Annotated in this window: 3 protein-coding genes and 1 pseudogene; all 4 read right to left on the minus strand. The window is 64.2% G+C overall.

Features of this window, described 5'->3' with window-relative positions; genetic code table 11:
- Window positions 1–82 precede the first annotated feature (82 nt).
- Window positions 83–1,315, minus strand: coding sequence for a tyrosine-type recombinase/integrase (locus QZY01_RS17220; RefSeq protein WP_294539574.1), 1,233 nt, complete (start codon window positions 1,313–1,315; stop codon window positions 83–85).
- 145 nt (window positions 1,316–1,460) lie between these two features.
- A pseudogene (locus QZY01_RS17225) lies at window positions 1,461–1,667 on the minus strand (transposase zinc-binding domain-containing protein); the annotation flags it as partial.
- Window positions 1,668–1,676: 9 nt separating this feature from the next.
- Entirely contained in the window at window positions 1,677–2,513 is an 837-nt protein-coding gene (locus QZY01_RS17230) for a site-specific integrase (RefSeq protein WP_294539577.1), read from the minus strand.
- Between the two features lie 206 nt (window positions 2,514–2,719).
- Window positions 2,720–3,109 carry a type II toxin-antitoxin system VapC family toxin gene (locus tag QZY01_RS17235; RefSeq protein WP_294539582.1) on the minus strand — a complete coding sequence of 130 codons (390 nt, stop codon included), beginning with the start codon at window positions 3,107–3,109 and terminating at the stop codon, window positions 2,720–2,722.
- Window positions 3,110–3,173 lie beyond the last annotated feature (64 nt).

A 3,173-nucleotide genomic window follows, 5' to 3' on the forward strand; every position in this document is an offset into this window, starting at 1 on the left:
CTCTTGAGCAGCCACTCCGCGTTCAGCATCGCGAATCCGGTGGCGCGGCGGAGCGCCAGATAAGCTTCGATGGCCTTCAAGATCAGAAGACCTCCGGCCAGGGCAGCGCGACTTGCTTCAGGAGCGCGACGTCGACCTTGGCGTAGTGGGCTGTCGTGTCGACGCCTCGGTGGCGCAGGACCAGCCCGATCTTCTCGAGCGGGACGCCGTGACGCAGCATCTCGGTCGCCGCCGTGTGTCGCAGGACGTGCGCCCCCTTGACCGGCCCCACGACGCCGGCCCGCTGCATGAGGCGTTTCACCACCGACGAGATGCCGTCGCCATTTCGGAACGGCCGAAACGCCGCGATATTGCGGAGGAACAAGTGATCGCTCAGGCAGGTCGAAGGGCGGCACAAGAGGTAGGCAGCGATCGCATCCCCGGCGTCTTGCGGAAGCGGCAGACGCACCTCGTAGCGCGACTTGCCCGAGACTCGCAGCGAACCCGTCTCCCACTCGATGTCGTCAAGGCGAAGTTGCGCCACGTCGCCGGCCCGCAGCCCGAGGCGCACCAAGAGCAGGAGGATCGCCCGATCACGCAGGCGCTCAACGCCTTCGCCATCGCATGCCGCAATCAGCCGGCTGACTTGCTCCGCCGTCAGATATCGCGGCAAATCGGCGAGCCGCCAATGGGCATAGGCAGGAACGACATCGGCGAGAGCTGCTCGGCAGCGGCCTTCGACAGCGAGATACCGCAAGAACGCGCGCAGGCTGGTCGTCAACTTCTCGACGGTTCCATTGCCGCAATGGTCCGCGCGTTCCAGGAAAAAGCTACGAACAGCGACCGGTTCCCACCTTTCTGGGTCGTCCCCGAGCGCCGCCATCAAGTGCGCGGCGTCGCGGGCGTAAAGCTTGATGGTGGAATCGGACGCCCCGCGATGCTTGCGCAGCCAAACTTTGAAGCGAGTCACCAGGCTCGGCTCCTCATGTTGCATTGCGGCAGCGGCGGACTGGCACACGCCAATTTCGACAAGGTGCTGGCGAAAGAGCCTGGCGCCGAAAATGGTGTGGTGGTTGCGACGCCCTCCCACGGCTCGCGGACATCGACAGGCGCGCAAGTGCTCGCTGAACGCCGCCAGATCAATGTCGCTCGGCATCGCCGCTTGCCGAGCCACGACATGGCCGAGGTGCGCTGCCGCCCGCAAATATCGCACAGCTGTGTCGGCGCTATAGCCCTGCCGCTCAAGCGCGCCTGCGAAACCGTCAAGGTACGGTCCGCTTGGCCCGCTCCGCAGATGCGCCAGCATCTTCGATGCCGAAAAATAGGTCTCCAACATGTTCGTCTCCTTTTGTGGCCGGCCATCAATGGCCAAGCCGACGGAGGCGCAGGACCGTTCTGTTATGGAGACCAAGAGCGCTGCAATTCACAGAAAAATGCTGATGCCGGGACGCCAACTCCCCATTACTGGATTTGCCCATAACGCAGGAGTTGTAGGAGATGCGCATGTGCGCGCAGTCCTCGCAGCGCTCGACATGGCCGCCGAGCGCCGAGGTGCGGCAATGTTCGATCGCCGACATCGCCTTCAACTGGGCGAGACTGACATGGCCAGCGTTGGCCTTGCGCCAGTCCGCGCCGTGGGCGTGAAAAATGTCGGCGACCCCCGGGCTGTGACCCGGGGGCCGCGTCATCGGCGCGCGTCAGGCATGCTGCGCGCGCCCGGTCAGGTCCTTCAGCTTTTCCAGAGAGCTGGCGACATCGCGGATCGTATTGACGGCGACGCGGGTGTAGAGCGCCGTCGTCTCCAATTTGGCATGGCCCAACAAGACCTGGATCACGCGGATGTCGACGTTCTGTTCGAGCAGATGGGTGGCGAAGCTGTGCCGCAGGATGTGGGGCGACACGCGCTTGGCGATGCCAGCCGCCCGGGCGGCGTCGCTGACGACGCGGCTCAACTGGCGCGCCGACATCGGGTTGACCGGGTTCTGCCCGGGAAACAGCCAGGCCTGCGGCCGCGCGGCGCGCCACCAGTCGCGCAGCCATTCCAGCAGTTGCGGCGACAGCATGACATAGCGGTCACGCTGGCCCTTGCCCTGTTCGACGCGCAGGGTCATTCGCTGGCTGTCGATGTCCGAGACCTTGAGCGCGACGACCTCGGAAACCCGCAGGCCCGCGCCATAAGCGCCGCCGAACGCGGCCTTGTACTTCAGGCCGGGCGCGGCTTCGAGCAGGAGGGACACCTCTTCCTGGCTCAGCACCACCGGCGCCCGACGCGGCATGTGCACGCCAGCAAGATGGCGGGCGAGTTCGGGCCGTTCGAGCGTGACGTTGAAGAAGAACCGCAGCGCGGCGACGGCGGCGTTGATGCTCGGAGCGCCGATCTTCTGCTCGGCCAGATGCAACTGATAGAGACGGACGTCTTCAGCCGTGGCGGCGTCTGGCGAGCGGCCGAGAAAGACCGCGAAGTTCCGAACGTGGCGGAGGTAATCCCTCTGAACTTTCTCCTTGAAGCGGCGCGAGGTCATGTCCTCGATCATGCGCTGGCGCAATGGGCTGTTGGGCTTGTCGATCATCGCGAAAACTCCTGTCTCGCATGGGGTTGAACCCCATGATTTTGAGACAGGTCAGGCTCCGCGCATCAGCTATTCCACCCCACGAACCTCGCCGCTGCTACCGCGTAGCGGTTTCGTCCTCGAGCCGATTCCGGAAGATCGCCGTCGCGCCCGCATTGGTCCGGCCACTTTTATAGCTCGCGAACGACGATGGTAGACTTGGCGGACGCCGACTTCACAAATTGCCGATCGAAGGTCACGAACGCCTCGCATCCTTCCGCGCCCGACAGATGCAGGGCGTCGGCGAAATCCATTCCGCCGGCTGCCAAGGTGAGCGCCATTTCCAAGCGGGCCGGATCCTCGAGTTTCACTGTCGCAAGCCCGGCAAAAGCGCGCAATGCGGCAATGACCTCAGCTTTGGGCTGGCTATAGGCGCCTCGGAGTACCCATTCCGTCTCCAGCATAACCGTCGTGGCGACAAAAATCTCGTTCTCCGCGAACAGCGTCTTGGCTCTGGCCGCCTGGGCATGCTCATCATTGGTGAGCAGCCGAACGATGATATTGGTGTCAATCGCCAGCATGCCGCCTCCGCGCTTCTTCCGTCACGGCGTCGTCCATCTCCTCGATAGTTCGAACACGGCCATC

This window comes from uncultured Rhodoblastus sp. (genome assembly GCF_903903185.1).
GTDB lineage: Bacteria > Pseudomonadota > Alphaproteobacteria > Rhizobiales > Beijerinckiaceae > Rhodoblastus.